The 25,000-nt window shown below is 60.8% G+C and carries 19 protein-coding genes and 2 tRNA genes; 2 read left to right on the forward strand and 19 right to left on the reverse strand.

The window, feature by feature from the left end; translation table 11 throughout:
- Positions 1-30: 30 nt before the first annotated feature.
- Positions 31-753: an arginyltransferase gene (locus HKD31_RS08480; protein WP_194264579.1), complete on the forward strand. Its 723-nt coding sequence runs from the start codon at positions 31-33 to the stop codon at positions 751-753.
- Positions 754-771: 18 nt separating this feature from the next.
- Here HKD31_RS08480 and parC read toward each other — a convergent pair whose 3' ends face one another.
- A complete protein-coding gene (gene parC / locus HKD31_RS08485) occupies positions 772-2,979 on the reverse strand; it encodes a DNA topoisomerase IV subunit A (protein ID WP_194264578.1) in 2,208 nt (735 codons plus the stop codon).
- Between parC and HKD31_RS08490 the strand changes: the two genes are divergently transcribed.
- Positions 2,956-3,432 carry a hypothetical protein gene (locus tag HKD31_RS08490; protein WP_194264577.1) on the forward strand — a complete coding sequence of 159 codons (477 nt, stop codon included), beginning with the start codon at positions 2,956-2,958 and terminating at the stop codon, positions 3,430-3,432. The genes parC and HKD31_RS08490 overlap by 24 nt on opposite strands.
- Here HKD31_RS08490 and recO read toward each other — a convergent pair.
- From recO to HKD31_RS08580, 18 genes are all read right to left on the reverse strand, one after another.
- Positions 3,426-4,190: a DNA repair protein RecO gene (recO, locus tag HKD31_RS08495; RefSeq protein ID WP_194264576.1), complete on the reverse strand. Its 765-nt coding sequence runs from the start codon at positions 4,188-4,190 to the stop codon at positions 3,426-3,428. The two genes, HKD31_RS08490 and recO, sit on opposite strands and share 7 nt — an antisense overlap.
- A 132-nt stretch (positions 4,191-4,322) precedes the next feature.
- Positions 4,323-5,231: a translation elongation factor Ts gene (gene tsf, locus HKD31_RS08500; RefSeq protein WP_194264575.1), complete on the reverse strand. Its 909-nt coding sequence runs from the start codon at positions 5,229-5,231 to the stop codon at positions 4,323-4,325.
- Positions 5,232-5,332: 101 nt separating this feature from the next.
- Positions 5,333-6,130: a 30S ribosomal protein S2 gene (rpsB, locus tag HKD31_RS08505; protein WP_011251676.1), complete on the reverse strand. Its 798-nt coding sequence runs from the start codon at positions 6,128-6,130 to the stop codon at positions 5,333-5,335.
- Between the two features lie 195 nt (positions 6,131-6,325).
- The gene (dnaE, locus tag HKD31_RS08510) at positions 6,326-9,748 is read right to left on the reverse strand and encodes a DNA polymerase III subunit alpha (RefSeq protein WP_194264574.1); all 3,423 of its coding nucleotides are present in this window, start codon (positions 9,746-9,748) and stop codon (positions 6,326-6,328) included.
- A gap of 68 nt (positions 9,749-9,816) precedes the next feature.
- Positions 9,817-10,512, reverse strand: a complete 696-nt coding sequence (locus HKD31_RS08515; protein WP_194264573.1) for an ABC transporter ATP-binding protein — start codon at positions 10,510-10,512, stop codon at positions 9,817-9,819.
- A complete protein-coding gene (locus HKD31_RS08520; protein WP_194264572.1) occupies positions 10,505-11,755 on the reverse strand; it encodes a lipoprotein-releasing ABC transporter permease subunit in 1,251 nt (416 codons plus the stop codon). Before HKD31_RS08520 ends, HKD31_RS08515 begins: the two co-directional genes overlap by 8 nt.
- Positions 11,755-13,071, reverse strand: a complete 1,317-nt coding sequence (gene proS / locus HKD31_RS08525) for a proline--tRNA ligase (protein WP_194264571.1) — start codon at positions 13,069-13,071, stop codon at positions 11,755-11,757. The genes HKD31_RS08520 and proS overlap by 1 nt, the downstream gene beginning before the upstream one ends.
- Positions 13,072-13,082: 11 nt before the next feature.
- Positions 13,083-14,741, reverse strand: a complete 1,659-nt coding sequence (locus tag HKD31_RS08530) for a ribonuclease J (RefSeq protein ID WP_194264570.1) — start codon at positions 14,739-14,741, stop codon at positions 13,083-13,085.
- A gap of 40 nt (positions 14,742-14,781) precedes the next feature.
- Positions 14,782-15,594, reverse strand: a complete 813-nt coding sequence (locus HKD31_RS08535; RefSeq protein WP_011251682.1) for a type III pantothenate kinase — start codon at positions 15,592-15,594, stop codon at positions 14,782-14,784.
- A 16-nt stretch (positions 15,595-15,610) separates the two neighbouring features.
- A complete protein-coding gene (locus tag HKD31_RS08540; protein ID WP_194264569.1) occupies positions 15,611-16,342 on the reverse strand; it encodes a biotin--[acetyl-CoA-carboxylase] ligase in 732 nt (243 codons plus the stop codon).
- Positions 16,343-16,361: 19 nt separating this feature from the next.
- Positions 16,362-16,436, reverse strand: a tRNA-Val gene (locus tag HKD31_RS08545).
- Positions 16,437-16,511: 75 nt separating this feature from the next.
- Positions 16,512-16,796 carry an HU family DNA-binding protein gene (locus HKD31_RS08550; RefSeq protein ID WP_011251684.1) on the reverse strand — a complete coding sequence of 95 codons (285 nt, stop codon included), beginning with the start codon at positions 16,794-16,796 and terminating at the stop codon, positions 16,512-16,514.
- 141 nt (positions 16,797-16,937) lie between these two features.
- Complete coding sequence (gene lon / locus HKD31_RS08555) at positions 16,938-19,502, reverse strand: endopeptidase La (RefSeq protein WP_194264568.1); 2,565 nt, start codon at positions 19,500-19,502, stop codon at positions 16,938-16,940.
- A gap of 152 nt (positions 19,503-19,654) precedes the next feature.
- Entirely contained in the window at positions 19,655-20,920 is a 1,266-nt protein-coding gene (gene clpX / locus HKD31_RS08560; RefSeq protein WP_041110494.1) for an ATP-dependent Clp protease ATP-binding subunit ClpX, read from the reverse strand.
- A gap of 195 nt (positions 20,921-21,115) precedes the next feature.
- Positions 21,116-21,763 carry an ATP-dependent Clp protease proteolytic subunit gene (locus HKD31_RS08565; protein WP_011251687.1) on the reverse strand — a complete coding sequence of 216 codons (648 nt, stop codon included), beginning with the start codon at positions 21,761-21,763 and terminating at the stop codon, positions 21,116-21,118.
- A gap of 134 nt (positions 21,764-21,897) precedes the next feature.
- A complete protein-coding gene (gene tig, locus HKD31_RS08570) occupies positions 21,898-23,229 on the reverse strand; it encodes a trigger factor (protein WP_194264567.1) in 1,332 nt (443 codons plus the stop codon).
- 60 nt (positions 23,230-23,289) lie between these two features.
- Positions 23,290-23,374 (reverse strand) — tRNA-Leu (locus HKD31_RS08575).
- 68 nt (positions 23,375-23,442) lie between these two features.
- A complete protein-coding gene (locus HKD31_RS08580; RefSeq protein WP_194264566.1) occupies positions 23,443-24,939 on the reverse strand; it encodes an NAD(P)H-hydrate dehydratase in 1,497 nt (498 codons plus the stop codon).
- Positions 24,940-25,000: the final 61 nt, after the last annotated feature.

Raw genomic sequence — 25,000 nt, forward strand, 5'->3', positions numbered from 1 at the left:
TCGGCCCCGTCTTTCAAAGGAGAGCGTCCCATGCAGCATCGCCCACAGCTCTTCTACACGACAGCTCCGGCCCCGTGCCCCTACCTGCCCGACCGGACCGAACGCAAGGTCCTGACCGAACTCGCGGGCCCTGATGCCGTAGCCCTGCACAACCGCCTGTCCCAGGCCGGCTTCCGCCGCAGCCATGCGATCGCCTACGCCCCCGTCTGCGTTGGCTGCCGCGCCTGCACCCCCATGCGCATCCCGGCCGCGACCTTCGCCCCCACCCGCACCCAGAAGAAAATCCGCAGCCGCCACGCCGACCTGGTGGTGAACATCGTCCCGCCGGTCCCCACCGACGAACAGTTCCGCCTGTTCGAGATGTATCAGGCCGTCCGCCACCCCGATGGTGACATGGCCCATATGTGCTGGCGCGATTACGCCGAACTCATCGCCAACACGCCGGTCGAGACCTTTCTGGCCGAGTTCCGGCGTCCCGATGGCACACTCGTCTGCGTCAGCCTGATCGACCGTCTGTCGGATGGACTGTCCGCCGTCTACACGTTCTATGACGTCAACGACCTGACGGCCTCATGGGGCACGTTCTCGATCCTGTGGCTGATCGAAGAGACCGTCCGCATGGGACTGGAACATCTCTATCTGGGCTATTACGTCCCGGGCAGCCCGAAGATGGCCTACAAGGCCGCCTTCGGTCCCGCCGAAGTCTTCCGGGACGGCCAATGGAGCCTGCTGGCGGCATTATCCCCCGCCTGAATGGGGGATGATCCCGCTTCAGCTCTTGCGCAGCATCCACTGCGGCGCCGCACGCCCTACGGCACCGCGGCGCCCCTCAAGCGGGACCAGATCCGCCGTCGCGCGGACACGCTGCCCTTCCTGCCACAACAGTCCTTCGGACAGGGTGAGCGTCCGGATATCCCGCAGCGTACTGTCGCCCAGCTTCTGGAACGCCACACCAGCCCCACGCGTCATTTCCGGCACCTGCTCCAGCGGGAAGATCAGCGCCCGCTTGTTCTGCCCCAGGGTCAGAACATGGGTGCCGCCCACCGGAATGCAGGCAAAGACCTCGTCGCCATCCTTGACGTTGAAGACCTGCTTGCCCGTCCGCTTCTCGGCCACCAGCCCTGCTTCAGACACGATCATGCCACGCCCGGCTGCCGAAGCGATCAGACGGCGTCCATCATCCGAAACCGGGAACAGCGTCACCACGCGGTCTTCCTGCGGCACCTCCACCACGGTCCGGAACGGCTGGCCAAATCCACGTCCACGAGGCAGATCCGCTGCCTTGATCGTATAAGCCTTGCCGCTGCTGGAAATCAGGCACAGACGGTCCGTGCTCTGGCATTCTACAGAAAGCCAGTCCTCATCGCCTTCCTTGAAGCGATGCCCCTGCGGATCAAGCCCATGGCCTTTCATGGCCCGGATCCACCCCTCGCGGGACAGCAGAACCGTCAGCGGCTCGCGGTCGATTTCCAGCGCCGCGGAAATGTCGATGGGCTCAGGCGCGGCCGCAATCAGCGTCCGCCGATCCCCCAGCGGCCCGGAGCCGAATTTCTTGATAGTACCATCCAGATCCTTGCAGATCCGCGTCCAGCGCCGGCGCTCTGATCCAAGCAGCGTCTCAAGAGACTTCTGCTCGTCCGCAAGTTTGTCCCGTTCGCGCCGGATTTCCATTTCCTCAAGCCGCCGCAACGAACGCAGCCGCATGTTCAGCACCGCTTCGGCCTGAACATCCGTCAGGCTGAACGTCGCCATAAGGCTTACCTTGGGCTCGTCCTCTTCACGGATGATCCGGATCACCTCATCGAGGTTCAGATAGACCGCAAGGAACCCTTCAAGAATCTCAAGCCGTCGCAAAACTGCCGCCAAACGGTGGTTCGAGCGCCGCACCAGCCCTTCATGGACGTGATCCAGCCAGGCCCGCAGAACCTGCTTCAGCGACAGCACACCTGGAACACGGTCTCCGCCCAGAACATTCATGTTCAGGCTGAACCGGTTCTCAAGCGCCGTATTGCGGAAGAGTGTCTCCATCAGGACTTCAGGCTCGACACCCTTGGTCTTGGGCTCCAGCACCAGTCGGATATCGGTCGTGCTCTCGTCCCGCACATCGCCCAGAAGCGGCAGCTTGCGCTGTTCCATCAGGTCGGCGATCTGCTCGATCAGGCGTGACTTCTGCACCTGATACGGGATCTCGGTGACGATGATCACCCAGGTCCCAAACCGTCCCTGCTCGACTTCCCAGCGAGCCCGCGTCCGGAAACTACCACGACCCGTTTCGTAGGAGCGGACGATGGAGTCGCGCTCTTCCACCAGAATGCCGCCCGTCGGGAAATCCGGCCCGGGCATCAGATCCACCAGTTCGGCAATCGTCACATCCGGCTTCTCGATCAGAAGCTTCGCGGCCCGGCAGATCTCTGCGGCATTATGCGGCGGAATGCTCGTCGCCATGCCCACGGCAATACCTGCCGCACCATTCGCCAGCAGATTCGGGAACGTGCCGGGCAGTACGATCGGTTCATGATCTTCATTGTCATAGGTTGCGCGAAAATCGACAGCGTCGTCCTGAATCCCGTCCAGCAGCGCCTGTGCGACTTCCGTCAGTCGGCTCTCGGTATAACGCATGGCAGCCGCGCCATCGCCGTCGATGGAGCCGAAATTGCCCTGCCCCTCGACCAGCGGATAACGGACCGCAAAATCCTGCGCCAGACGCACCAGGGCCTCGTACACGGAAGCGTCGCCATGCGGATGGAACTTACCGATCACATCACCGACGACACGTGCACACTTTTTAAACCCTGATGTGGGATCAAGGCGGAGCTGCTGCATCGCATAAAGGAGGCGGCGGTGTACCGGCTTCAGGCCATCACGCACGTCCGGAAGGGACCGCGACATGATTGTCGACATCGCATACGCAATATATCGCTCGCTCAGAGCCTCAGCGAGCTTGGTATCCTCAATATGACCAGCCAGATCCGTTCCCATGCATCTCCCCTCTTTCGTGCAGGACTTAGACACTGGCGTGCCATCCTGTCCAGCGCTCTCCTTATCGGCGCAGCAGCCTGCTCACCCTATCGCCCCGTCCAGAAGGCGGAAGTGTCCTTCGCCCTGGCTGGTTTCAAGGCGCACCTTGCCGATACGAGCGCACGCTGGACGATGATGAACCTCCTGCCCCCCAACACCCTGACCTACCGCATGCAGAACGGGCAGCCGGTCCTGCTCTATGCTGACCCGATTGCCTGCGGCTGCGTGTATATGGGCGATAAAACGGCCTATGCCGCCTACAAGACCAATCATCCGATCGATGCCGCGCAGGAGCAGCGCATGACGGCTGAGATCAACCAGCACCCCAGCTGGGACTGGTCCGTCTGGGACAGCACGGCTGATGTGGACGTCGTCAACGGTCTGCGCCCCGGCCCCAGCCACGTTTTTTACTGATCGGACTCCGCATCAGCGCCCGATGCAGGCTGAAGCCGCTGCACATACTCCACCAGCCGCTCCCGCGCTGCGGGCAGCGGCTGGTGCCGCACGCCAAAGACCCAACGCGACAGGAAATGTCCCGTCAGCGCCAGACCATCCTTCCAGTCTTCAGGTGTTCCGTCCTGTGTCTCGTCTGTCATCAGGGCTGGAAGCGGAAGGAGCCTGTCCCGCCATTCGCCAGCTCCTTCCCGGCTTACCGCCCTTCCCGACCGCGGTGACACGTAGATCAGATCTTCCTGGGTGCCCGTCACTGCACATTCCGACAGGTCCAGCCCATAACCGAGCCCTGCCAGAAGCTGGGCTTCCCAGCGCAGATAGGCGCCCATCGGCGCAGGCTCGGGTGCCACGCTGATCAGCGTCAGAAGACGGACCAGCCGCATGAAAAGTTCCGGATGAGGCTCGCCCTGCGGTAAAGCCCCATCGACCAGCGCGCAGGCACTGCTCACCATCTCAAGCTGCAAAGGCGCATCCAGAATGCGCCCCGCCACGCACTGAACCGGCTCGGCCGTCAGGGTCCCAAGCTGATCCGCGAGCCGCGCCCGCCAGCGCGCCATGACCAGATTGCCGGTCTGCCACAGGGAGGCCTGGCGCCGGGAAGCCCCTCCGCGCGCCATGCCATGCGAGACCCCGTGCTCCTCGCTGAACAGATGGACAAGCGCGCTTCCTTCGCCGTAAGGGCGGACTGACAGAACCAGCGCCGCCGCTTCCCATTCCATCGTCCATCCTCCCCGATCCGTACGCTAAAACGCAGAAAGCCCCCGCACGCCGGAGCGCACAGGGGCCTTTCTACAGACTTTCGAGCCCGACCTGAACCGGGCAGACCCAGTTCAGGACAGGAACGGAAAACCTTACTTGGTGCCGGCAGCAGCGGCGACTTCAGCAGCGAAGTCGCTCTCTTCCTTCTCGATGCCTTCACCGAGCTGGAAGCGCTCGAAACCGACCAGCTTCGCGCCAGCCTTCTCGACAACCTTGGCCACGCGGCTTTCGCCGTCCAGAACCCACACCTGCTCCAGAAGAACGACTTCCTCATAGAACTTGCGGATACGGCCTTCGACCATCTTTTCGATGATGGCTTCCGGCTTACCGGACTCACGGGCCTGCTCGATCAGAACGGCGCGCTCGCGCTCCAGGGCTTCCGGATCAACGCTGGCAACGTCCAGGGCAGCCGGACGGGTTGCGGCAACGTGCATGCCAATCTGGCGGCCCAGCGTAAGCAGGGCGTCGGACTCGGACGGCGCTTCCAGAGCGGCCAGAACGCCGATCTTGCCAATGCCCGGACGCAGTGCGCTGTGGACGTAGCTGGCGACAACGCCGGACTCGACCGACAGGACCTTGGCGCGACGGATGGCCATGTTCTCGCCGATCGTGGCAATCAGGTGCGTCAGTTCATCAGCGACCGTACGGCCCGACGGAACCTTGCCAGCCTTGATGACGTCCAGATCGTCGCCGACTTCCAGAGCAACGTGAGCGACCTGCTCGACGAATGCCTGGAATGCCTCGTTACGGCCAACGAAGTCCGTCTCGGCGTTCACTTCGACCATGGCGGCGCGGTTCTTGGCGGACACAACGCCAACCAGACCTTCAGCCGTTGTGCGGCCGGACTTCTTCGCAGCCTGGGACAGACCCTTCGTGCGCAGCCAGTCAATGGCGGCGTCCATATCGCCAGCAGCTTCCGTCAGGGCCTTCTTGCAATCCATCATGCCTGCGCCAGTGGCTTCGCGCAGTTCGCGGACCAGGGCTGCTGTGATTTCTGCCATTTATCTCATCCCTCAAAAAAGATCATGCGGCCGGACGAACTCGCCCGGCCGCATGCCATGTTTCAGTTGCCGTTTTCCATGACCGGACCCCGGCAGTCTGTTCAGCCGGCGGAAGCGGGAGCTTCTGCGCCTTCAGCAGCGGCGGCTTCCAGAACAGCCGTCTCAGCCGGCAGTTCTTCAGCAGCACCGATGTCCTGACCCGAAGCAGCCAGCTCGGCGGAAATACCATCGAGAACCGCGCCGGAGACCAGGTCGCAATACAGGGTGATGGCGCGGATGGCGTCATCATTACCCGGAATCGGATAGGTCACGCCAGCAGGATTGGAGTTGCTGTCGAGGACGCCGATGACCGGAATGCCAAGCTTCGTGGCTTCTTCGATCGCCAGCTTTTCCTTGTTCGTATCGATCACGAACAGCAGGTCGGGCAGGCCACCCATTTCCTTGATGCCGCCGAGGGAGCGCTCGAGCTTCTCGCGGTCACGCGTGATGTCGAGAACTTCCTTCTTCGTCAGGCCAGCCGTGTCACCGGACAGCATTTCGTCGATCTGGCGCAGACGCTTGATGGAACCCGTGATGGTCTTCCAGTTGGTCAGCATGCCGCCGAGCCAGCGGTGGTTGACGTAGTACTGGCCGCAACGCTGTGCAGCTTCAGCAACATGGTCAGCCGCGGCGCGCTTGGTGCCAACGAACAGGACGCGGCCACCGTTGGCGACCGTGTCACGGACAACCTTCAGGGCGCGGTCCAGCATCGGAACCGTCTGCTGCAGGTCGATGATGTGAACCTGGTTACGCACACCGAACAGGTACGGCGCCATGGCCGGGTTCCAGCGACGGGTGTGGTGACCGAAATGAACGCCGGCTTCAAGGAGCTGGCGCATAGTGAAATCAGGCATTGCCATGATTCGGAAATTCCTTGCGTCTGGTTGAACCTCCGCATGGCAACGTCCCCGGAAGGACACCAGAAAACCCTAGAGCCATGCGTGCGGATTGCTCTTATCCGGAGAAAACTCCGTAGAAGAACGGTCGCGATATGGCGGAAAAGGACCGCAGATGCAAGGCCTGTCAGCAGAGTTTCATACAATACTGCCCACCGGTCAGACCTGCTGGGCCTTCTCAACCCCCCGTAATGTCCGCAGCCGCTCTGCAAGACGTGGCGTCACACGGTAATGTCCCGGGATGGAGATTTCGACATCCTGCGTCTCCTCGACGGAAGGCAGCAGTTTCACACGCCCAAAGCCGCCCTGAACCTCTTCCAGCAAGGAGGCCAGATCCGGCAGGGATGCATCTTCCTTCAGCCAGACGCGGATTTCCGAATGCTCCGCCGCAGCCGCGACTTCCAGATCCATAACATTCTGAGCCGTGATCCGCAGCGCATCGCCATCCACCTTGAGCTCAGCCGTCACCAGAATGGCCTGTCCGGCCACCAGCAGATCCCGGCAGGATGTCAGCGTCTCGGAAAACAGCGTGACTTCACATCCGCCACCGCTGTCCGACAGATTGACCCAGGCCATTTTCTTCCCGGTGCGTGTCGGCCGTTCCTTGCGATCCACGACACAGCCTGCGATCTTGACGCGTGTAGTTCCTGTTTTTGCGGCATTTTCCAAAGCATTGGACGGCGTGACACCCAGCCGTCTCAGGACACTGCGATACGCATCCAGCGGATGCGCGCTCATGTGAAACCCGATAGCCGAAGCTTCCAGCGAGAGACGTTCAAAGTCGGGCCAGGGGCGACCTTCGTTCAGGCGCAGAATCTCACGTTCCTGACCCGCGCCCCCAAACAGTCCGGCCTGACCCATCTGTTGCTCCTGCGCCCGCGCCTGAGCCCGGCGCAACAGGATGTCGGCGCTCGAAAAAACGATGTGCCGCTCTTTGAGAAGACTGTCGAAAGCCCCTGCTTTTGCAAGACTTTCCAGCTGGATCTTGTTCAGGCTCTTCGGATCGCAGCGCTCCGCAAAATCCGTGAGATCCTGAAACGGCCTGTCGCCACGGGACGCCACGACACTTTGCATCGCGGCAGCCCCCACACGTTTGATGGCCGACAACGCATAACGGATCCCCTGACGCCCGTCTTCCAGTGTTTCGATGGAAAAATCTGCCAGAGATTTATTGATATCAACGGGTAATACGGGAATCTTCATCCGCCGTGCTTCCTGACACAGAGCCGCCAGCTTGTCCGTCTTTTCCCGTGCCAGAGACATGCAACCGGCGAGGAACGCAACCGGATGGTTCGCCTTCATCCAGGCCGTCTGATAGGACACCAGCGCATAGGCTGCGGCATGCGACTTGTTAAAGCCGTAATCCGCAAAACGAGCCATAAGATCAAAGACTTCGACCGCTTTTTCCTGAGAAATGCCACGCGCGGTCGCCCCCTCAGTGAAGATCGCACGCTGCTTTTCCATCTCCGCGGCGATCTTCTTCCCCATCGCACGCCGCAGCAGATCCGCGCCACCCAGACTGTAGCCCGCCATCTTCTGGGCGATCTGCATGACCTGTTCCTGATAGACCATGATCCCATAGGTCTCTTCAAGAATATCGCGGATTTCCTCGTGCGGCGGCTCCCAAGGCTCGCCATGCTTGCGGCGGCAGTAATCCGGGATGTTTGCCATCGGCCCCGGACGATACAGCGACACGCCCGCAATCAGATCTTCTAGCCGACTGGCCGCCATCTGCTTGAGCATGTCCCGCATACCCGCGCCTTCGAACTGGAACACGCCGGCCGTATCGCCTTTAGCTAGCATCTCGAACGTCTTCGCGTCATCCAGCGGAATACGTGAGAGATCGACCGTAATCCCCTGTTCTTTAAGGAAATCCAGACCTCGCTTGAGAATGGTGAGCGTTGTCAGGCCGAGGAAGTCGAACTTCACCAGACCGGCCTGTTCAACATATTTCATGTTGTACTGCGTCACGAGCATATCGCTCTTCGGATCGCGATACAGCGGCACCAGTTCCACCAGTTCGCGATCACCAATCACCACGCCCGCCGCATGCGTGGAGGCATGACGGTACAGGCCTTCGAGCTGCAATGCGATTTCCATGAGCCTCTTGAGCGACTCATCGCTGTCCCGCATTTCCTGAAGCCGGGATTCGCCCTCAATCGCGTCCGACAGTGACACAGGCTTGGCCGGATTGTTCGGGATCAGTTCGGCAACACGGTTGACCATGCCATAAGGCAGTCCAAGCACGCGCCCAACGTCCCGGACAGCCGCCTTGGCCTGAAGCTTTCCGAACGTGATGATCTGCGCCACCCGGCTCCCGCCGTATTCCTCGCGCACATACCGGATCACTTCATCACGACGGTCCTGACAGAAATCGATATCGAAATCCGGCATGGAGACACGCTCGGGATTCAGGAATCGCTCGAACAGCAGTCCGAACGGAATGGGATCGATATCCGTAATCGTCAGCGCATACGCCACCAGCGAACCTGCACCCGAACCACGACCCGGGCCTACCGGAATATCATGCGCTTTGGCCCACTGGATAAAGTCGGCAACGATCAGGAAGTAACCCGGGAAGCCCATCCGCGCGATGATATCGAGCTCAACCTGAAGGCGCTCGGAGTAAAGCTTGCGCTTCTCTTCATCCGCATTGATCGCTTCAAGGCGCTTTTCCAGCCCTTCCCAAGCCATCGCCCGCAGCGTTTCTTCTTCCGTCGAGCCTTCGCGAACCTTGGGACAGATCGGCAGAAGCGGCTTGCGCGTGCAGGCCGCCACAGCGCATTTCTGTGCGATGATTAATGTGTTGTCACAGGCTTCCGGAAGATCATGAAAGACAGTCCGCATTTCTGCCGGCGTCTTGAACCACGCCTGCGGAGACACATGCCAGCGGTCTTCTTCCGCAATGGTCCGGCCCTGCGCGATACACAGCAACGCATCATGGGCCTCATGCATTTCCGGCTTCGGAAAAAAGCATTCATTGGTCGCCACCAGCGGAATGTCCATCTGATCCGCCATCGGGACCAGAATGCTTTCAACCTCCCGCTCCCCCGCCTCGCCAAGCCGGTTCAACTCAACCGCGATATTTCCCCGGAAAGCTTCTTCCAGACGGCTCAGCAGAGCCTGCGCCTCAGATTTCTGTTCTTCAAGAATCAGCTTGTTGATCGGCCCGCGATTGCCGCCCGTCAGCAGAAACAGTCCCGCCGCATGCTGACACAGAAAGTCGACCGCAACCGAAGGATCAGCCGGATCTCCGTTCAGAAAGCCTTCGGATGACAGGATCTGGAGATTTGCCAGCCCTTCCTCATTCCGCGCCAGAACCACCAGCGGCTCGGACATCGCTCCGGGTTTTGTACTGCGCGGGGGAAGTGAAATCTGGCAGCCGACAATCGGCTGGACACCGTTGCTGCGACAGTACAGAGAGAACTCAAGCGCACCGAACAGATTGCCGCTATCCGTCAGGGCGACGGCCGGCATGCCATTCTTGGCTGCCAGGCTCACGAGTTCCGGAATCCGGATTGCGCCCTGACTCAGGGAGTAAGCGGAATGATTTCTGAGATGAACAAAATCGGCATGAGACATGCCACCATTCTATCAGGGACGGACAGCGGATACAGGAGATTTTGATATCCTCTGCTCCACATCCTGCGTCAGAACGGAACAAGCTTTCCATCCCGCAGCGTCACGGTCCGGTCCATGCGGGAAGCCAGTTCGTCATTATGCGTGGCGATCAGCGCTGCCGCGCCCTCTTCCCGCACCACACGCAAAAGCTCGCCAAACACATGATCAGCCGTACCGATATCCAGATTGCCGGTTGGTTCGTCCGCCAGAAGCAGCTTGGGCTGGTTAGCCAGCGCACGCGCAATCGCCGTCCGCTGCTGCTCGCCACCCGACAGCCGCCCCGGCAGCGAATCAAGACGATGCGACAGCCCGAAGCGGCCCAGCAGATCCCTTGCCCGCTCCCGCGCCTTGCGCGGTGATACACCTGCGATCAACTGCGGCAACATAACATTCTCGCACGCCGTGAACTCACCGAGCAGATGATGGAACTGGTACACGAACCCGATCTGATCGCGCCGGATTGCCGTCCGGACCGTATCGCTCAGCCCGCTGGCCGGACGATCCGCCACGAAGACCGTACCTGCCGACGGCGCTTCCAGCAGACCCGCAAGATGCAGAAGCGTGGATTTCCCGGTTCCGCTCGGCGCCACCAGCGCCACGATTTCACCGGACCGAAGCTCGAATTCTGCTCCGCTCAGGATTTCGAGCGTTTCTTCACCCGACCGGAAACGGCGCGTCAGACCTTCAAGACGCAGGGCGCTCGCACCCATTAAGACTTCATTCATGACGCAGCGCCTCGATCGGATCGGTTCTCGCCGCCCGCCAGGACGGATACAGCGTCGCCAGAAGCGACAGGATCAGCGACATCCCGATCACTTCCCAGACCTGCGACCACACCAGCTTCGCCGGCAGGCGCTCCAGAAAATAGACTTCCGGATTAAACAGGTTTGTCCCCGTAAGCGACTGGAGCCACTGGCGGATCCGCTCAATGTTCAGCGCAAACGCAATTCCGAGCGCCGAGCCCGCTACAGTCCCGACAATCCCGACAGACGCACCGCACATGAGGAAAATTCGCATGATTGCGCCCCGGCTCGCACCAAGCGTCCGCAGCACGGCGATATCTCGCGTCTTGTCCTTCACCATCATGATGAGGGACGAAATGACGTTGAACGCTGCCACGAGGATGATCAGCGTCAGGATCAGGAACATCACGTTCTGTTCGACCGTTACGGCGTCCAGAAAGCCATTCGCGCTCTGCGTCCAGTCCAGCACGCGCAAACGCGGATCTTCCAGACGTGCGGCAATAGCCTTGCGCGTGGGCTGCACATTCGCCGGATCAGCCGTCGAGACCTGAATGAGCGAAACAGCGGACGTTCCGAGCATCAGGAACTTCTGAGCAGCAGGCAGCGGCATCAGGACAATACTGGAATTGTAGTCGTTCCAGTTAGCGTCGAAAATAACGGCCACATGATAGGTTTTCACCCGCGGCATCGTCCCGAACGGCGTCGCTTGCCCATCCGGAGACAGTAGCGTGATCGGAGACCCGATTGTCAGCCCGGCCCGGTCCGCCATTGTCGTGCCGATCGCAACCGCATTATCGCCGATAAAATCGTTCAGACTTCCTGCAATGATCCCGCTGCTCAGCGCCGTCCAGTCCCGCAGAGACTGCTGGGACACGCCCTGCATTTCTGCTCCCGAAGAGAAGCGTCCTGCCTCTACCAGCACAGTCCCCTGAGCCATGGGGATGACGGATTTTACGCCCGGAACCTGCCGGATCGCCGCAACATCGTTTTCATAAGCCTCGATGGGTCGCCCGTAGCCATATACGGTCAGATCACCGTGCAGCCCGAGGATGCGCCCCATCAAATCGGCCTTGAAGCCGTTCATCACCGACATGACGATGATGAGCGTCGCCACTCCAAGCGCAATCCCGATTAGGGAAAAGATGGCAATGATCGAGGCGAAACGTTCGCCACGGCGGGCGCGGAGATACCGCCCCGCCACCATGCGCTCAAAGCGGCCGAACATCAGGCTGCTCCGATTTTCGCCAGAGCGTCCTCGACCGACAGCTCGAACCGCTCGCCCGTGGCGCGCTGCTTGAGCTCGACCTTGCCTTCCTTGGCGCCGCGCGGTCCAACGATGATCTGCCAGGGATGTCCCATCAGATCCGCATCGTTGAACTTCACGCCGGCACGCTCGGAGCGGTCGTCATACAGCATGTTTTCGGGATCCGTGCCATAGATGCGGTCGCAGATAGCATCACATGCCTCATCACCCTGACGCAGGTTCAGGATCGCGGCGCGGTAAGGCGCCACGGAAGCCGGCCAGATGATGCCAGCATCGTCATGCGACGCTTCGATGATCGCACCGACCAGACGCGACACACCCACACCATAAGACCCCATATGCGGATGGAACGGCGCACCGTCCGGACCACTCACTTCGATCCCCATGGACGCGGTGTATTTCGTTCCGAAATAGAAGATGTGGCCGACCTCGATGCCACGCCCTTCCCGCTTGCGCTCGGCCGGAACTTTGGCCCATTCGGCCTCGTCGTGCTTCTCATCCGTCGCCGCATAATGGTCAGTCACGGTTGCAAAGAACGTGGCCAGACTCTCGGCATCGTCACAGTCCACCGGACGGCTCAGCCAGTCCTGCTCCTCAAGTGCTGCATCGAAGAACACGGCGCTCTCACCCGTGGGCGCCAGCACCAGGAACTCGTGGCTCAAATCGCCGCCGATCGGGCCGGTATCGGCCACCATCGGCACAGCCCGCACGCCCAGACGCTGGAAGATGCGCAGATAGGACAGCATCATCCGGCGATAGCTGGCAACAGCTCCTTCATAGGACGCGTCGAAGGAGTAAGCATCCTTCATCAGGAACTCACGTCCGCGCATCACGCCGAAACGGGGACGAACCTCGTCACGGAACTTCCACTGGATGTGATAGAGCGCCTTGGGCAATTCCTTATAGGACTTCACGGACGATCCGAAGATATCCGTGATCATTTCCTCGTTCGTCGGCCCGTAAAGCAGATCACGGCCATGACGGTCCTGAATCCGGAGCATTTCCGGACCATAGGCGTCGTAGCGACCCGAGCGACGCCACAGTTCGGCCGACTGCAGCGTCGGCATCAGGACTTCCTGCGCCCCGATGGCGTCCTGCTCTTCACGGATGATCTGCTCGATATTGCGCAGAACCCGCAGCCCGGCCGGCAGCCAGGCATAGATGCCCGAAGCGGTCTGGCGCACAAGACCAGCCCGCAGCATCAGACGGTGAGACGCAATCTGCGCCTCGGCCGGAACTTCCTTCAGCGTCGGCTGGAAGGCTTTCGTCAAATGCATATGTATTTCTCTCAGACGCGCAGCAGATGGACATCGACGAGCGGACGCTTCTGGAGCTTGCGCCCCAGAGCACGGCGCAGCGCCGTCTTGGCCGCATCCCGGAAGGCTGCATCATCCTGACGCAGTTCGTCCGGGATCTGGTCGATGGAGTCCGCGAATTCTTCTTGGATCCGGATGCTTTCCGGATCATCCGATTCCAGCAGACCCGGCGCGCTGATCTTCGGATCGCCGATGACGTAGCCTTCATCATCAACGGCGAAGCTCGCCAGCACGATACCGTTGAACAGCATTTTGCGACGCGCCGCGAGAACGCCACCCGTCATCGGCAGCAGACGGCCGCCATCCAGAGCCAGACGACCCGTCGGCGCCGTATCCACGACCTTCACCTCACCCGGAGACAGGTTCAGGATATCGCCATCTTCCAGCAGGATCGGCTCGGCACCCATTTCGTGCGCCAGAGCGGCATGCGCCGTCAGATGACGCCACTCACCATGGGTCGGGATGCTGTATTTCGGACGGACGATCCGGTACAGCGTGCGAATGTCCTCGCTGGTTGCATGACCAGACGTATGGACCTTCGCATCCTTATCCGTCAGGACCGTCACGCCACGACGCGACAGGTTGTCCTGTACAGCCATGACGGCCTGTTCGTTGCCCGGGATCATCCGCGAACTGTAGATCACCGTATCTCCCTCACCGAGGGCGATGTTCGGATGTGTATCGGACGCAATGCGCGACAGGGCCGAGCGCGGTTCACCCTGGCTGCCGGTGATGATCATCAGCAGGTTGTCGTCTTCGACGTCCCGGGCATCCTGCTCGGTCAGGAACGGCGGCAGATCCTGGAAATAGCCACACTCACGCGCCGCCGTCTCAAGATTGCGCAGCGAACGGCCGACGATCATGACCACACGGCCGGAAGCCTGGGCCGCCTTCGCGATGCTCTCGACGCGCGCCACGTTACTGGCAAAGCACGTCACGGCAATCCGCCCTTCCAGCCCCGCGATCAGCTCCGTCAGGCCCTTGCGCACATCGGCTTCGGACTCGGACTTGCCCGGCTTGAGCACGTTCGTGCTGTCGCCGACCATAGCGAGCACGCCCTCGTCGCCCAGCTTGCCGAACGTCTCCAGGTCCGTGACCGGACCGACCAGCGGGTTCTCGTCAAGCTTCCAGTCGCCCGTATGCACGATCAGACCATGCGGCGTCCGCAGAGCCACGGCCTGCGCTTCGGCGACGGAATGCGTCACGGATACGAACTGCAGATCGAACGGCCCCACGTCAAAACGCGAACCCGGACGGATGACGTGAATCTTCACCTGATTGTTCAGATGGGCTTCCTGCAGTTTACGGCGCAGCACGGCGGCGGCAAACGGCGTGGCATAGACGGGGCAGCGCAGATACGGCCACAGATGCGCCACCGCTCCCAGATGATCTTCATGCGCATGCGTGATCACAAGACCGCACAGGTCCCGCGCACGATCGGCGATGAAGGTCGGGTCCGGCATGAGCACTTCGGCTTCAGGCGTATCGTTGCCCGAGAACCCAATGCCGCAGTCAATGGCAAGCCAGGTGTCGTGACCGTTCTTCGTCAGGCAGTAGAGGTTGAAATTCATGCCGATCTCGCCCGTCCCGCCCAAGGGCAGGAAAGACAGACCGTCCGGTTTTTCTGTCATGATTGTTCCTTGCAGATATGATGCATAATGAGAGTGATATTCATTGCCCGATGCCCTGAGAGCGTTCGGGGGAATAGGAAAGCGGCGGACCTGTATTGCGGTCCGCCAGAAGGCGCAGGCCATCCAGCGTCAGATCGGGCGCCAGCACATCAAAAAGCGGCGTTCCCTCAGAGAACAGCGGCGCCAGACCGCCTGTTGCGATCACAGTCGGCTTTGCGTCCATTTCATCGGAAATTCGGTGGATCAGTCCCTCAACGAGACCGACATAGCCCCAGAACAGGCCCGAGCGCATCGCCACGCTCGTATTGCGGCCAATCGCCGCCGTAGGGCGGCCGATGCTCATGCGCGGCAGGCGGGCAGCTGCACGGTGCAACGCATCGATCGACAGGTTCACACCCGGAGCAATCGCGCCACCACAGAACTGTCCCGCACTGTTGACGACATCAAAGGTCGTCGCGGTCCCGAAATCGACCACGATCAGCGGTGCGCCAAAAAGCTCGCGACCCGCCAGACCGTTCAGGCGACGGTCCGCGCCAAGTTCATTCGGATTATCGACAAGAACGTCGATGCCCCAGTCCAGCCTTGCATTGGCGACCAGGGGCACCACATCCAGCCATTCACGGCAGAAACGGCGCAGTTCGTAAAGCGCTACGGGCACAACCGTCCCGATAATGGCCCGCGTGATGGCCTTGGCGTTCACACCCACCCGGTCGAAGAGTGTCAGAAGCCACGCCGCATATTCATCCGCCGTCCGTGCTTCATTCGTCGAAATACGCCATTGCCCCAGCCACGACTCTCCATCGTGTACAGCAAACACGATGTTGGTGTTTCCAGCATCAATGACGAGAAGCACGTTGCGGTCCGGTCCTTCAGTCCAGCAGAATATCGCCGGTTACAACCGGAATGGTTTCACCGTGGGGCAAGGCAAGCAGCAGGCGTCCCTGCGCATCGAGCCCTGAAAACGAACCTGTAATATAGGTTTCACAACGCTGAACCGCAAGCGGGGTGCCAACCGGGTGCGCCCGCGCCAGCCACGCGGCCCGAACCGGTGCGAACCCTTCCCGCTCCCGGAGGACAGTCCAGCGTTCGATCTGTGCCACCAGCACCTTTCCGAAAGCTTCAGCAGACGGCGGATCAGTCGCTTCGGCGAGCGCCGCCAGACGGCGCCCCGGAATCTCGGGCGCCTGCCGCAGATTGGCCCCGATTCCCACGACGACCCAGGGATTGCCCTGTGGACCGCCCGTCTCGATCAGCACGCCCGCCATCTTTCGGGCGTCCATCAGAAGATCATTAGGCCATTTGAGCATGAAACGGGACGGCCCCGTCACAGCCGGGCAGAAATGCGTTGCCGTCTCGAAAAGGCCCACGGCGACAACAAACGGAAGAGCCGCAATGAAAGCCGCGGGATCAGCCGGACGAAACAGCAGCGAAATGGCAAGATTGCCACCCGGGTCGGTCCAGGTCCGCCCGCGCGTGCCGCGCCCTGATGTCTGGGAAAAAGCCTGAACGGCAAGATGTTCGGGTTCACCGGCTTCGGCTCTGGCTTTGCACAGATCGGAAGTGGACCCGAGCGTTTCGTGATATTCGAAACGCCAGTTCATGACTGCATGATGTTCTTTATGGTGGGCGATGACGGGATTGAACCGCCGACCCTCTCGGTGTAAACGAGACGCTCTACCGCTGAGCTAATCGCCCTCAGACTGTGTATGCGGTCTATATACACGGTCCCGGATGGCGGTAAAGCCACCCGAAACCGTTTTGTGAGCTTTTTCAGCTCACGGCGTCCTTCAGACCCTTGCCCGGCTTGAAGCGGACAGAGGTGGATGCCGGAATGTCGATCTCTTCGCCCGTACGCGGGTTGCGGCCCTTGGCGGCCTTACGCGTAGCAGTCACGAAGCTGCCGAAACCGACGAGGCGGACTTCCTGCTTCTTGGCAAGCGTCGCTTCGATCGTGCTGAACACCGCATCGACAACTTCGCTGGCCTTGGCCTTCGGAAGATCGGCAGCGTCTGCAACGGCGGCGATCAGTTCCTGCTTGTTGAGGGGCTTCTCCATGATGTGCCTTTCTGGTGTTAGAGCGCCTGAGCCGGGCTCTGGTGAGTCCCTTCTGGCTCAGGCGCCTTGTTCGATCTGCGGCCGCACTATGAAGCGGATTTTGCCCGCGTCAACTGCTAGAATCGCAGAAGCGTGTCAGTGTCAGTGTGGAAGTGCCTGCGGAGCCGTCTTATCCACCGTTATTTCACCCATCGGATCGACATTTTCGTCCCATTCGATGGCTTCCGGCATACGAGTCAGGGCGATCTTGAGCACCTCATCCACATGGCTCACGGGAATGATCTTGAGCGCGTGACGGACATTGTCCGGCACTTCCGCAAGATCCTTCTCGTTGTCCTTGGGAATCAGGACGGTCTTGATGCCGGCCCGCAAAGCCGCCAGCAGCTTCTCCTTGAGCCCCCCGATCTCCAGAACGCGGCCACGCAGCGTGATCTCACCCGTCATGGCCACATCCTTGCGGATGGGGATCTGGGTCATGATGCTCACCAGAGACGTCGCAAGCGCGATACCGGCTGACGGACCATCCTTGGGCGTCGCACCCTCGGGAAGATGGATATGGATATCCCGCTTCTCGAACAGTGGCGGCCGGATCCCGAAATCCTGCGCCCGCGAGCGGACATAGGACAGCGCGGCCGAGATGCTTTCCTGCATGACTTCGCCGAGCTTTCCGGTCTGCTTGACCTGCCCCTTGCCCGGAACCATCACGCTCTCGATCGTCAGGATTTCACCACCGACCGAAGTCCAGGCGAGCCCTGTCACCACACCGACCATATCCTCCGTCTCGGTCTCACCATGACGGAAGCGACGGACGCCCGCATACTTCTCGAGGTTTTCGGGCGTGATCTCGACATGCTTGACGCCGGTCGTGATGATTTCCTTGACCGTCTTGCGCGCAAGCTTGGCCAGTTCACGCTCAAGGTTCCGAACGCCGGCTTCGCGGGTATAGGAGCGGATCAGTTCGCGGATCGTATCATCCGTGACCGTCCATTCATCCGGCTTCAGGTTATGTGCCTCTGCCTGCTTGCCCAGAAGATGGCGGCGCGCGATCTGCACCTTCTCGTCTTCCGTATAGCCGGACAGGTTGATGATCTCCATGCGGTCCAGCAGCGGCTGAGGCATGTTCAGGCTGTTGGCCGTCGTGACGAACATCACGTCCGAAAGATCATAATCCACTTCCAGATAATGATCGGCAAACGTGGAGTTCTGCTCCGGATCCAGCACTTCGAGCAGCGCAGATGACGGATCGCCGCGCCAGTCGGCACCCAGCTTGTCGATCTCGTCGAGCAGGAAGAGCGGGTTGGATGTTCGCGCCTTCTTCATGCCCTGGATGATCTTGCCCGGCATGGAGCCGATATAGGTCCGGCGATGGCCGCGAATCTCGGATTCATCGCGCACGCCACCCAGCGACATGCGGATGTAGTTCCGCCCCGTCGCCTTGGCGATCGAACGCGCCAGAGAGGTCTTGCCCACACCCGGTGGCCCGACAAGACACAGGATCGGTCCCTTGAGCTTCTGCGAGCGCGTCTGCACCGCCAGATACTCGAGGATCCGCTCCTTGACCTTCTCCAGACCGTAATGCTCGGCTTCGAGAACGTCCTCGGCGTGCTGGAACTCCCGCGTGATCTTGGAGCGCTTCTTCCAGGGGATCCCCAGCAGCCAGTCGAGATAGTTGCGCACAACCGTGCTCTCGGCCGACATCGGGCTCATGCCACGCAGCTTCTTCAGCTCGGCATGGGCCTTTTCCTTGGCCTCACGGCTCAGACGGGTCTTGTTGATCTTCTCTTCAAGCTCGGAATTCTCGTCCTTGCCGTCTTCGCCTTCACCAAGTTCCTTCTGGATCGCCTTGAGCTGCTCATTCAGATAGTACTCACGCTGGGTCTTCTCCATCTGCCGCTTGACGCGGTTGCGGATACGCTTTTCGACCTGAAGAACACCGATTTCCGTCTCGATATGAGCGAAAACCTGTTCCAAGCGACGCGCAGCCGAGGCCGTCTCCAGAATTTCCTGCTTTTCGGAAATCTTGAGGTTCAGATGGCTCGCAATCGTATCGGCCAGCTTGGAAATGCCCTCGATCTGGTTGATCGAGACCATGACTTCCGGCGGGATCTTCTTGTTGAGCTTGATATACTGCTCGAACTGCGAAACCGTCGAACGGCTCAGCGCCTCGATCTCACTTCCCGGAGCGGCATCAACAGGCTCCTCGGGGATTTCCTCGATTTCAGCCTCGAAATGCCCGTCTACATCGAACAGACGCGTGATGTGCACACGCCGCGTCCCTTCGACCAGAACCTTCACGGTCCCGTCAGGCAGCTTCAGAAGCTGAAGGATCGTCGAAACCGTACCGTAGCGATAAATGTCATCGACGGACGGATCATCCAGCGAGACATCCTTCTGCGCGACGAGCAGGATCTGCTTGCTCTCGCGCGTCACCGTCTCCAGCGCCTTCACCGACTTCTCGCGTCCGACGAACAGCGGCACGATCATGTGCGGGAACACGACGATGTTCCGAAGCGGCAGAACGGCCATCACGTCATGACGTACGGGCTGCTGTACCACAGGGGCCACAGCTTCGGGCTCCGGCTTGCGCGCTGCAGCACGTGGCTTGCGCGTTACCTTCTTCGGAGCCGCAGCAGCTTTTTCGGAAACGGCCACATCGTCTGTTTTCTTTGTACGGCGACGGGTTTTCGGCTTGGTATCGTCAGTCATTCACTTGATCTCCAGAGGGACGATCTTGCGAAACCGGCCTGCCATGCAGCGCCGGGATCGCATTTCTTTCATGCTTGAGCGGCATGAATTCGGACAACCTCAGTCAGTTATGTCGAAAGCCGATGGGGCCAGCACAAGAGCCGGAACCATTTTTACGCAGACTGCTCGGCGGGTTCGGACTTGCCCTTCCCGTAGACATAGACTGGCTGGGCCTTGTTTTCCGCCACTTCCCGGTTGATGACGACCTCTTCGACGCCTTCAAGTCCGGGAAGGTCGAACATCGTACCAAGCAGGATGCTTTCCAGGATCGAACGCAGGCCACGCGCACCGGTCTTGCGCTCGATGGCGCGTTTGGCGATCGCTGCCAGGGCATCTTCCGTGAAGGTCAGCTTGACGCCTTCCATCTCAAAAAGGCGGCCATACTGCTTGATCAGCGCGTTCTTGGGCTTACTGAGGATCTGGATCAGTGCGGATTCATCCAGATCGTTCAGTGCCGCGATAACCGGCAGACGGCCGATGAATTCGGGGATGAGACCGAACTTCAGCAGATCTTCCGGCTCCACGCTCTGCAGGATCGCACCAAGGCGACGCTCGTCATCAGAACGCACATCCGCACCAAAGCCGATGCCCGATCCCTTGCCACGCGCCGAAATGATCTTGTCCAGACCGGCAAAGGCGCCACCGCAGATGAAGAGCATGTTGGTCGTGTCGACCTGCAGGAATTCCTGTTGCGGATGCTTGCGGCCACCCTGCGGCGGCACGGAGGCCACGGTGCCTTCCATGAGCTTCAGCAGGGCCTGCTGCACGCCCTCGCCCGAGACATCACGCGTGATGGACGGGTTGTCGGACTTGCGGGAAATCTTGTCGATCTCGTCGATATAGACGATGCCGCGCTGGGCCCGGTCGACATTGTAGTCGGCGGACTGGAGCAGCTTGAGGATGATGTTCTCCACGTCCTCGCCGACATAGCCGGCTTCGGTCAGGGTCGTGGCATCGGCCATCGTGAAGGGAACGTCCAGGATACGGGCCAGCGTTTGGGCAAGCAGGGTCTTGCCCGAACCCGTTGGACCGATCAGCAGGATGTTGGACTTCGCAATCTCGATGTCGCTGCTCTTCGCGGCATGGGCGAGGCGCTTGTAGTGGTTGTGAACCGCCACGGAGAGCGCACGCTTGGCCTCGAACTGACCGATCACGTAATCGTCAAGGACCTTGCAGATTTCCTTGGGGGTCGGAACTCCGTCGCGGGACTTCACGAGATGGGTCTTGTGCTCTTCACGGATGATATCCATGCAGAGCTCGACGCATTCATCGCAGATGAAGACCGTGGGACCAGCAATCAGTTTGCGGACTTCGTGCTGGGATTTCCCACAGAACGAGCAATACAGGGTGTTCTTGGAATCGCCGGATTTGTTGCTCATTGCTGTTCCCTTTCCCTTGCGCACGACCTGACCACATTCACGCAGCAGACATGCGAAAGAACTTTAACTTTAGGCCGAGGTCAGAGCCTTCGGCAACCCCGGAGCCCAAATGCCCCAAGACACGAAAAGCGGCATATCGGAATGCCGCTTTTCTGTTCCGGAAGGAGCGTCAGGCTCCTCAGGTCCGGAAATGCCTCAACTCGGGTCGGGCGTGGTCTCATGCGGATTGCGTTCGACGACCTTGTCGATCAGGCCGAATTCGCGGGCCTCATTGGCCGAGAGATAGCTGTCACGCTCGAGCTTCTGCTCGATCTGCTCCAGCGTCTGGCCAGTATGTTCGCGATAGATCTCATTCAGCCGCTGACGGATGATGAGGATTTCGCGAGCCTGGATCTCGATGTCCGAAGCCTGACCCTGCGCACCGCCGGACGGCTGGTGAACCATCACGCGGGCATTCGGAAGGGCGTAGCGATGCCCCTTCTCGCCACCTGCCAGAAGCAGGGAACCCATGGATGCGGCCTGACCGATGCAGACCGTGCTCACGGGGCAGCGGATGTACTGCATGGTGTCATAGATCGCGAGACCAGCGGAAACGACACCGCCCGGGCTGTTGATGTAGAACGAAATTTCCTTGGTGGGATTCACGCTCTCCAGATAGAGGAGCTGCGCGCAGATCAGGGACGAAACCTGATCGTAGACGGGTCCGGTCAGGAAGATGATGCGCTCCTGAAGGAGACGCGAAAAGATGTCGAAAGAGCGCTCTCCGCGGGCAGTCTGCTCGACCACCATCGGCACCAGAGAGTTGCTGAACACCTCGAGGGGATCACGATCCCGAATGGTCATGCTGTCTGTTCCTCAATGCCCGATGGGCTTTCTTCTGCTCCCTAACATGGACCCGGCATGCCGTTCCGTCAAAGGGAGCAGGCAGGAAAAAACGGGCACCCCGAAGAGTGCCCGCTGGTTCCCGCGCCGAAAGATCAGAGTTCGGCGGGCGGGATCTCGGCCAGTTCTTCCGGCGTCACTTCCTTGTCGGTGACGTCGGCCAGCTCGATCAGGTAATCGACGACCTTGTTTTCCAGGATCGGGCCACGGAGCCCTTCAACGGCCTGCGGGTTCTTGGAGAAGAACTCGAAAACCATCTGTTCCTGACCCGGATAACGCTGGGCTTCCTGCTGCATCGCACCAAGGAGTTCCTCGCGGGACACCTGGATTTCCTGCTTGCGGCCGATTTCAGCCAGCAGCAGACCGAGCTTCACGCGACGCTCTGCAATGCGACGGTAGTCAGCCTTGAGGGTCTCTTCGTCCTTACCGGCATCTTCCTCGTCCAGACGACCGGCCTTGCGGTCTTCCTCGACGCGGGCCCAGATCTGGTTGAACTCGGCGTCAACCATGCTGGACGGAGCTTCGAAGCCCGTCTTCTCGGAGAGGGCGTCCAGAAGGTCGCGCTTGATGCGCAGACGCGAAAGCTGCTGGTATTCACCCTCAGCCTGCTCGGTGATGATCTTGCGGATCTGTTCGAGGTTCTCGAAACCGATCGTCTTGGCAAGCTCGTCATCGATGGCCGGATCAACGGCCTTCTTCAGGGACTTCGCCTTGATGTCGAAGGTCACGGCCTTGCCGGCCAGCTCTTCAGCCTGGTAGTCGGCCGGGAACGTCACGTTGATGACGCGCTCTTCGCCAGCCTTCATGCCTTCCATCTGCTCGGCAAAGCCGGGGATGAAGCCTTCGCCGCCGATTTCGACGTTCACATCGTCAGCCGTGCCACCGTCGAACGGCGTGCCGTCCAGCTTGCCTACGAAATCGACGCACAGGACATCACCCTTGGCGGCCGGGCGATCTTCCTCGATCGTCTCGAACTTGCGGCTGCGACGGGCGACGTCGTTCAGGGCCTTGTCGACGGTCTCTTCGCTGACCTTGGCGCCAAGACGTGTCAGCTTCAGGCCGGACAGGTCGGGAACTTCGATTTCCGGGAGAACTTCGGTCTCAACCTTGAATTCGAGATCCTTGCCGTCTTCGATGGCGGAAACCACCTCGACCTTTGGCTGCATGGCCGGACGGATCTTCTGCTCTTCGAACAGCTTGGCGGTCGCGTCGTTGACGGCTTCCTCAAGCAGTTCGGCATTCACGGACTCGCCATAGCGCTGCTTGACGAGGGAAGCCGGCACCTTGCCCGGACGGAAACCCGGAAGCTTGATCGTCTTGGCAACTTCGGCGAGTCGTGCATCGCGGCGGGCCTGCAGGTCGGCAGACGGGACAACGACGGTGAAGGCGCGCTTAAGTCCTTCGTTGAGCGTGGGCGTAACCTGCATGAGCCAGGCGATCCTCTCGGTCGGTAGGTTGGTCAAATCTCTTTCTCGGGAAGCCGGGCTTGGTGCGGGCGGAGGGACTTGAACCCCCACGACTTGCGCCACCAGAACCTAAATCTGGCGTGTCTACCAATTTCACCACGCCCGCAGCGCTCGGCCTCCAGGCTCGTGTTACCGAACCTCGGAAGCGCGGCCTTTAGCGCATGAAACGCGACTTCACAACAGGGAGCCGGTCGCCTTTTTGTCTCCCGCCTCCCGCGCCAGACGCGTGGCGGTCGCCCGCGCCGGCCCCAGAGGCAGATCCAGATCCTCAGCCACAGGCCAGCCACCATGAGCTTTCCCGGCCTCAATTCCGGCTTCGCCATGCAGCCAGACACCCGCGCAGCAGCCTTCCCAGACGTCCATCCCCGCGGCAAGCAGGGCTGCGATCACACCCGTGAGGGTATCCCCTGAACCCGCCGTCGCCAGGGCGGACGACGCATGCGTATTGATGGCAAGACGACCATCCGGAGCAGCGATGATCGTGTCAGGTCCCTTCATGACGACAACAGCGTTGATGCGCCTTGCAGCCGCCAGCGCAGCATCCAGACGGCTGCCTTCAACGGGCCCGAAGAGTTTGCGGAACTCTCCGATATGGGGCGTGACGGCCGCGACCCCTTTCAACCGCGACAGATCCTGCGCGCCCCATGCCAGTGCACCGGCATCCGCCAGCACGATCCGGTCAGCCTTGAGAAGCTGCGGAAGGGTCGCAGCAACTTTGTCTTCAGTCAGGCCGGGACCGCAGATCCAGACCTTGCGTCGCGCATCCTCCAGCAATTCGGAAAGCGGCGCATCGTCCACGATCAGGCCGGGATCACCGAGTCGGTAGGCAGGAGCTCCCTCGCCCGCCGAGATCCGCACAAGACCGGCCCCGCTACGGCGCGCACCGCGAGCCGAGAGGCGGGTCGCACCGGGCATTTCAGCCCCACCACACAGACTGACGACACCACGGCGGTATTTATAGTCCCCGTCCCCCGAGACCGGCAGGCTCCACAGGCCAGGCTCATTATGCTGCACAACGGGTGTAATGCCCTCCCATGCCGCGTCAGGCATGCCGATATCGGCGCAGATCACCTCACCACACAGATCAGAACCGGGTTGCAGAACATGCCCGGGACGCGGACGGACAAAGGTGACCGTAAACGTACAGTCGCGGGCCTTGCCAAGGATTTCACCCGACGCTCCGGCCACGCCGCTCGGCACGTCGATGGCAACGACCTCCCGGGCGGCAGCAAGAACAGCCGCAACATCATCCGCTACAGGACGCTTCAGCCCCGAACCGAAAACCGCATCCACGACCAGATCGGCCCCCGCCAGTTCCTCAGCCGTGAACGGCACCATGAGGCCGGTCCAGCATGCAGCCATTTCGGCAGCAGGCGTCCCGGGTTTGGGAGCAGCGAGCGCGGCAACGCGGACAGACCACCCCCACCGCGCGAGATTGCGGGCCACGACATAACCGTCCCCGCCGTTGTTTCCCGGCCCACAGGCAACCGTGACACGACGCGGCGAAAAACGGTTACGGATGACGCGCGCCACGGCCCATCCGGCATTTTCCATCAGACGTGTGGATGGAAGGAGGGCAGCTGCCGCATGATCCATGCGGTCGCTCTCCTCGGGCAGCAGCAATGCGAAAGGATGACGGGATACAAGGCTGGCTATTTCAGGACTGGGCATCTCGGGGCGTTCTCCTGCTGGACTCATGACAGCAAAGCATGACCGGCTGTTGCGTTGCCTC

The sequence above is a fragment of the Gluconobacter potus genome (assembly GCF_015244705.1).
Taxonomy (GTDB): domain Bacteria; phylum Pseudomonadota; class Alphaproteobacteria; order Acetobacterales; family Acetobacteraceae; genus Gluconobacter; species Gluconobacter potus.